The organism is Streptomyces sp. CC53 (genome assembly GCF_001865245.1).
In the GTDB taxonomy this organism is placed as follows: domain Bacteria; phylum Actinomycetota; class Actinomycetes; order Streptomycetales; family Streptomycetaceae; genus Streptomyces.
In genome coordinates, this window is record NZ_MKXB01000057.1 from 20,295 (window position 1) to 27,393 (window position 7,099).

Below are 7,099 nucleotides of genomic sequence, written 5' to 3' on the forward strand. Positions count from 1 at the left end.
GTGCGCAGTAGGCGTACGCGGCCCCGGCCTGCCCGTACCCCCACTGTCAGAACAGGATTTTCTCCGTGTCATCCGACACCCAGACCACGACGACGGTCCGGCCACGCCCGGCCGCGTCGGCTCGCGCGGCCACGATCACGTTGATCGTGGTGCTGGTCGCCGAGCTGATGAACGCGCTCGACGGCTCGATCGTCTACACCGCCCTGCCCTCCATCCAGGGCGACACCGGCGCCTCCAGCGCCGCGGTGCAGTGGATTCCGGCCGCGTACACCCTCTCCTTCGCCCTTGCCCTCATCACCGGCGGGCGCCTGGGAGACCTCTACGGGCGCAAGCGGATCTTCCTCGCCGGCACCGGCGTGTTCACCCTCGCCTCCCTGCTGTGCGGCATCGCCACCGGGCCGGAACTGCTGATCGCCGCCCGGGCCCTCCAGGGCGCGGCGGCCGCGGCGATGGTGCCGCAGGTCCTGGCCACGATCCACGTCACCTTCGACGGGCAGTCCCGCGCCAAGGCGTTCGGCCTGTACGGGATGATCATGTCGCTGGGCGGGGTTGTCGGCCCGGTCCTGGGCGCCGCCCTGACCAGTGCCGACCTCTTCGACCTCGGCTGGCGTCCGATCTTCCTGATCAACCTGCCCATCGGCCTGGCCACCGTACTGCTCGGCCTCCGCTTCATCCCGGAGTCCCGAGACGAGCAGGCGCGGCGCCTGGACCCGCTCGGGATGGCCCTGTCCGCCGCCGGACTCCTGCTGATCGTCTACCCGCTCACCGTGGGCGGCGAGCGGCGATGGCCCGCCTGGAGCTTCGGCATGCTCGCGGCAGGACTGCTGGTCCTGGCCGCCTTCGTGGTGCAGCAGCGGGCCAGGACCGCGAAGGGAGGCTCGCCGCTGGTCGCGCTGTCCCTGCTGCGGGGTAGGGCGTTCGGCGGCGGACTCGCCGCCCAGCTGGTGTTCGGTCTCGTCTCCGGTATGTTCCTGCTCACCTGGACCCTGTTCATGCAGGACGGCCTCGGCCTTTCCCCGGGCCGGTTCGCTCCGGCATCGATCGCCGTGTCGATCGGAGGCATGGCGGGCGCCATGCTCGCCTCGAAGTGGGTCACCGACCATGCCCGGCGCGTCCCGCAGGCGGGTGCCCTGCTGGTCGCGCTCACCCTGGCCGGCTACCACCTGCTGGTCACGGGCCAGGGAACCGCGCTGCCGTTCGCGGCGGCGGTCGCCCCGATGATCCTCTTCGGGGCGGGGTTCGGCATGATCGGCGCCGGCCTCGCCGGACTGGCACTCGGGCAGGTGGAGCCGGAGAACGCCGGCTCCGCGTCCGGGCTGTTCAACACCGCGATGCAGCTCGGTACGGCCGTGGGCATCGCCCTGGCCTCGGTGACGTTCTTCGTCCACGCACCCGCCGGCAGCCACGGCACCCCCGTGACCGGTGCCTTCGCGGGCACCATCTGGTACGTCGCCGGAGCGGTCATCGTGATGTGGGCGTTGATGTTCCTGCTGCCCCGCAGAGCGTCACGCGTCTGACCCCCTGTTTGCCCCTCTGCCACCGGTATACGCCGTCGACCGCTCGTTCCGGGTGGACCTCTCCGGAGCCCGTTGACTTGCGCTTCCGTGGTAACGGCAGATCGGGTGGTTGGGGGCGCACGCAAAGTAGGGGGTCTGCCATGGCCGGACCCGGCCTGTTCAAGAAGTCCGGTGCGCCCAAGCTCGCCGAGGGCGAACTCATGCGGATCGCGAGCGGGAGCTGGAGGGGTTCGGATCCGCCGCCGCGGCCGGGTTCACGGCTGTCGGGCGCGTGGAAGCGGTCCCCGGCGCAGCGCGGCGGGGGGGGTCCCGTACCAGCGCTTCACCCCGCGGCGCAGCGCCCGCGCATCGGCGTAGCCGCTGCGGGCGGCCACCCTCTCGACACCGAGGCCGGTGCCACGGAGCAGCCGGGTCACGTGGCTTCGCCTCAAGGAGTCGAGTTCACCGTTCCAGGTGGTGCCGTGCTCCTCCAGCCGCCGCTGGACCGTGCGGGTGCCGGCGGCCATGCGCCGGGCGACCGCCGCCAGAGTGGGAGTGGACTCCTCGTAGGCGGAGGCCAGAGTGGCGCGGAACAGGTCGAGCCAGCCGTGCAGCGGGACCGAGGCGGCGAGCGTCTGCTCGGCGTGCCGCTTCAGCACCGCGGACAGCCCCGGCTGGGCGGCAGGGTTGGGACTCTCCAGGTCGGAGGCCAGAAAGGTGAGGGAGCTGACCGGGGCCTCGAACTCGATGGCGCGGGTTCCGAACAGCTCGATCAGGGAGTCGTGCCGACGGGGCGTTTCGGCGGCGAGCGTGACCCGCAACGGGGCCAGGTCGCGCTGAAGGGCGCTGCTCAGGCGCTGCAGGTACACGCCGAGGGCGTAGGCGCTGATGGCGTTGCCCGCCTCGTAGGCGACATCGGCCTGGTTGACGTGGCCGACGGTGATCTGTCGGCCGTCCTCGCTGATGCCGAGGGCGTCGGTGGAGGGGTCGCCCACCGAGGCGAAGCAGTCGGAGGCGTCCCGGAGGCCTTCGAGGGGCGTGGGCGCGGAGGGAACCAGGTAGTCCCAGGCACCGAGCGCACCGAAGCGGGACTCCTTGGCCAGGGCCAGGGAGAGCATCGTCCAGGGAGCGCGAGCGGTCGCCAGCTCCGCCAGGCGGACCACCGTGCTCGTGGGGGTGCGGCACATGTCGTCGTTCAGGTGCTCCGGCGCCAGACCGAGCAGCCCCACGTAGCCCTCCGGCGGTACGTGGAGCAGCCGAGCGGCTGCCACGTAGACACGGGCCAGGCTGGAAGAGGTGGTGTTGTGGTGGGGCGGTGCAGTCACAGGCGCCGAGGATAGCCAGGGGGCTCGCGGCCACGGACGCCGGGGATGCGCTCCCGCCGGTCCGCAGTTGGCGCGCGGGGTCCGCCTGTCGGCGCGTGCGGCCCCCCTTGTGCCGGACACGGCACCCGTAGCTTGGTGATCGTTTCCGTGTGCCGCCCCGCCGGCCGACCAGGTGGCCCGCAGCGTCCACCGTCGGCGGGCGGCACCGTCGAGTCGCAGACCGACAGGCCGCACGGGCGGGCCGGGTCGGTGCCGCCGGATCCGGTGGCGGTGCAGGGGGGTGGGGCCGTGGAGCGGCACGAGATCGAGACGTTTCTGACCTTGGCGGAGGAACTGCACTTCCGCCGTACGTCCGAGAAGCTCGGACTGGCGCAGGGCAGGGTAAGTCAGACCATCAAGAAGCTGGAGCGCCAGATCGGTGCGCAGCTCTTCGAGCGGACGAGCCGCAGGGTCGTGCTCACCCCGGTGGGCGAGCAGTTGCGCGACGACCTGCTGCCCGCCCAGCGCCAGATCCAGCAGGCGGTCGAGCGCGCTCTGTCGGCCGGGCGCGGCGTCAGCGGTGTGCTGAACGTCGGGTACTCCAGTCCGATGGCCGCCGACGTGCTGCTCCGTGCCGCCGACGTCTTCCAGCACCGGAACCCCCACTGCCAGGTCCGGATCCACGAGATCCAGCTCACCGACCTGTACGGGCCCATCCGCAGCGGCCAGGTGGACGTCCAGGTCACCGAGGGCCCCGTCGCGGAACCGGACCTCACGGCCGGCCCGCTGCTGTTCCGGCAGGACCGCGTCATGCTCGTCTCCCAAGAGCACCCCTTCGCTGCGTACGAGTCCGTCTCGGTCGAGGACTACGCCCGCACGTCACTGGTGACCATGAGCGGGAACATGCCGCAGTACTGGATGGACGCCAACTTCCCGGTGCGGACCCCCGGCGGCCTGCCGATCCCGCAGGGCGGTACGGCCAACTTCTGGCCGGCCACCCTGGTGCTCGTGGCAGCGGGCAAGGGGGTCACGCCGTCCTGTGCGGGGGCCGAGCCGTACCTCGGGCGGCCCGACATCGTCTGGGTTCCGTTCCGGGACGCGCCGACGGTGGACTACACGTTCATCTGGCCGCGCTGCGGGGCCTCCGCCCGGGTGAAGGCGTTCGTGGAGACGGCCCTCGGCGTGCCCCACCCGTACAAGGTGTGAGGCGTGCGCCCGGGGCGCCCCGGCCGCCGGATCCGGACGGACGCACAGCCCGTCCGGATCCGAAGCGAGGCGCAGGCTGTGGCTAGCCGCCCGGCGTGACGACCTCCCCGCCGAGGCCGACGTACACGGCGTCGAACACCGGGCGGTGCTTGAGGTCCGTCAGGCCGCTGTACCGGCGGTAGTTCGCTGCCGTGTCGGCCGGATTGTCGTTCTTCTGGCGGATGAGGAGAGTGGTGGAGCCGCCGCCGTCGAGGTTGATCGCGTCCATGACGCCCAGCGCGGCCAGGGGCTTGGTGACCTCGGCGAAGAAGCCGCCGTCGAAGACGGCTCTGTCGGCCTGGCCGGTCTGCGGGTTCTCGTCCCGGGGGCCGGTGAGGGTGGCGATGACCGTGCGGCCCTGGCCATCCACGCCGACGACGGTCCGGGAGTCCTTGCAGATGACCTGCTCACCGGAGGTCACCAGCCGGGCGCAGGAGGTCGGTTGGCCCTTCGCGTCACGGATGCTCGGGAACTTGTTCGTACCGTTCATCATCAGCCGGTGGCCGCCGGAGACGATGTCCACGGACTCGTCGAGCGGGATCTCCCGGTCGTCGAGGGTGTCGGTGACCTTCTGCTCCAGCGTGAGCTTCGCTCCCAGGCCGTACATCTCCTTCAGCCACGCGGTCGGGCCCGTGCCGATGGCCTGGAGGACGTGCTTGCCCCGGGGGACGTCCTTGCCGCCGCGGACGGTGGTCCACGACGAAGGGCGGGTCAGGCTGCCGTCCGGCTCGACGAGGACCTCGAAGCCCTCCGAGTTGTCCGACCCGATCGCGGTGTTGAGGTCGGGCCGCGGGGTCTTCATCCCGTATCGGTCGTTGAAGAGGACGAACTCCGTCGGGTCCTGGTACACGGTCATCGACCGGCCCTCGGAGTCGGTGTACTTGCGGCCCTCGGCATCCTGCGGGTCGTCGGGGTCCTTGTCGCCCACGCCGTCGGTCTCGTCGCGCGGGCAGGCCAGCGCGCCGCCCGGATTGCGGTTGACGTCGTCGACGGTCTGCCGGACGGGCCCGCCACCGGCGGGGGCCCGGTCGCTGGTGACGGCGATGCTCGTCGCGACCTCGGTGATGTACGGGATGCCGTACTGGAGGACCAGGGACCGGCGGCTGGCCTTCTCCGGGTTGCAGGCCGCGCCGAGCAGGACGCCGTCGCGGACCGTCGCGCCGTAGCTCTGCACGGACTCCTCCTCGCCCGCGGCTGCCTGCGCGTGCCGGCCCTCGGGGGAGAAGAAGCTGGCGTTGATCCCGGCGACGGGGAGGTTCTTGTTGGCGTTGAGCTGGTCGCGGACGATCTCGGCGTCGCCGGCGGCGCGGCCGTACGTGCTTTCGATGCGCAGCGGGGCCTTCGCCGGGTCTATCCGCAGCACGTTGAGTTCGCGCCGCGGCTTGCCGTGGCGCAGGTCGCCGGGCGGCGGGGCGCTCTCGCGGTAGCGGAAGTGCTCGATGCCGGGGGCAAGGACCTTCTCGGGGTCGGGGTCTGTGATCGCCTCCCAGCCGGCCAGCGGCGGGGCGGCGGTGGTGGCGACGGCGCCGGGGGCACCAGGCAGGGTGACCAGGAGGGCGGCCGCCAGGGCGGCGGCCGCCCCGGTCCGGCGGAGGGGGGTCACGAGCAGTCCTCCTTGTCGCTGAAGCGGTGGGAGTTGAAGGTGTTCGCCAGCGCGCCGGACACGGAGGTGGCGTCGCCGGGCAGTACGCGGAAGGGTTTGTCGGCCGCGGTGAGCTCGTCGAGGTGCCTGGTGTAGAAGCACGCCGTCTTGTCCGTGCGGTTGACGACCGATTCGATCTGGTTCGCCCAGACGTCGGGGTGGTAGGCGCGGTAGTCCTGGGTGGTGGCGGTGAGGCGTCCGCGGCCGGCGGGCTCCTGGAAGAGGCACAGCGCGCCGTCGGCGCAGCGCTCGAAACCGGTGAAGCAGTGGCCCTGCGAGGGGGCCAGCTTGTGCGAGCCGAGCTTGCCGCCGAGGTCCGCCGCGAGCGCGGAGAGGTTGTCCTTGGCGCCGGGGGCGACGGCCTTCACCTGGCCGCCGAAGCGCTCGTCGGAGTACAGGCAGGCCCAGTAGGGCGAGTTGTTGTACAGGGACTCGGCGCGGTCGCCCCAGGTGCCGTACGACTGGCCCTGGGGGTTCGCGGCGATGTCGTAGGCGCGGACGGTGTCGCCCGGGTCGCTGGTGCCGTCGGCGGCGCTGTAGAGGCAGAGCGAGGCGGTCGGGCAGGCTTCGTACCCGGCGGCACTCGCGGGCAGGGCGCCGAGCGCCGTCCCGAGCAGTGCCAGCGCGCCGGCCGCAACGGCGCCGCGCAGCATGGTGATCTTCAAAGTCTTCCTCGATGGGTGGTCAGGTGTGCAGTTTGATCGGTCTCGGTGTCTTCGGCCGTCGGCCCGGGAGGTTCAGTCGCCGAGGAATCCCAGGAGGCCGGTTGTCGGAGAGATCAGACTGTCCTTCGGAATCGGTGCCTCACCCCGGCTGCGAGCGCGGCGCAGCACGACGGAGGCCAGCGGGTTTGTGGGCCCGTCTCGCACCGGGCCCTTCCTTCCGGGAGGGGGGCGAGGGCGCGCACAGGACATGGCCGACGTGCTCGTCACGGCCCGTAGCTCGCCTCCGGCGGATCAGCCCGAGCGATTGGGTAATTGGACAGCACGTATCCCCGAATCGCAAATCTCACGACCGGCTTGCCTGATTTGCCATCGCTTACGAGGTGATTTCCGCCGATGGTTGAGCGGCATTCACCAATCGGTGCAGGAAGGACACTTGATCACCGATGTTTGCTGGTAGGAAGCTTGATCGCGGGTCGGGGGAGCCGCCTACCCGGCAGGTTCGACTTCCTGCGCCGCAGGTGCGTCGGGCGTAGTACTGCAGGTTCCGTCGCGGGGGTGCGGAGCCGTCAATCGGCACCCGCCGAAGGCCTCTCCAGGTTGGCGGGATTCCCATTCAATACTTGACGGCGGATTCAGACCGTGTTTGAGATCTGCCGTAGCCGTGGGCTCGGGCGGTCGTTGAGCACTGCGTGAGTGGTTCTGGGGGCGGGTATCCGTCGGATCTGACGGACGAGCAGTGGGCGCTGG

General features: G+C 71.2%; 5 protein-coding genes. 2 read left to right on the forward strand and 3 right to left on the reverse strand.

The features are described from left to right. The first annotated feature begins 65 nt into the window (after nt 1–65). Nucleotides 66–1,517: an MFS transporter gene (locus tag BJP40_RS05240; RefSeq protein WP_218153192.1), complete on the forward strand. Its 1,452-nt coding sequence runs from the start codon at nt 66–68 to the stop codon at nt 1,515–1,517. Between the two features lie 254 nt (nt 1,518–1,771). On the opposite strand, the gene BJP40_RS05245 is transcribed toward BJP40_RS05240, so the two are convergent. After that, nucleotides 1,772–2,821 carry an AraC family transcriptional regulator ligand-binding domain-containing protein gene (locus tag BJP40_RS05245; protein ID WP_143065884.1) on the reverse strand — a complete coding sequence of 350 codons (1,050 nt, stop codon included), beginning with the start codon at nt 2,819–2,821 and terminating at the stop codon, nt 1,772–1,774. A 288-nt stretch (nt 2,822–3,109) separates the two neighbouring features. On the opposite strand from BJP40_RS05245, the gene BJP40_RS05250 reads away from it, so the two are divergent. Continuing rightward, a complete protein-coding gene (locus BJP40_RS05250; RefSeq protein WP_071278988.1) occupies nt 3,110–4,006 on the forward strand; it encodes a LysR family transcriptional regulator in 897 nt (298 codons plus the stop codon). A gap of 82 nt (nt 4,007–4,088) precedes the next feature. Here the strand turns inward: BJP40_RS05250 and BJP40_RS05255 are convergent, their stop codons facing one another. Continuing rightward, a complete protein-coding gene (locus BJP40_RS05255) occupies nt 4,089–5,648 on the reverse strand; it encodes a phosphodiester glycosidase family protein (RefSeq protein ID WP_071278991.1) in 1,560 nt (519 codons plus the stop codon). Next, on the reverse strand, nt 5,645–6,352 hold the full coding sequence (locus tag BJP40_RS05260; RefSeq protein WP_079170936.1) for a peptidase inhibitor family I36 protein: 708 nt from the start codon (nt 6,350–6,352) through the stop codon (nt 5,645–5,647). The genes BJP40_RS05255 and BJP40_RS05260 overlap by 4 nt, the downstream gene beginning before the upstream one ends. Nucleotides 6,353–7,099: the final 747 nt, after the last annotated feature.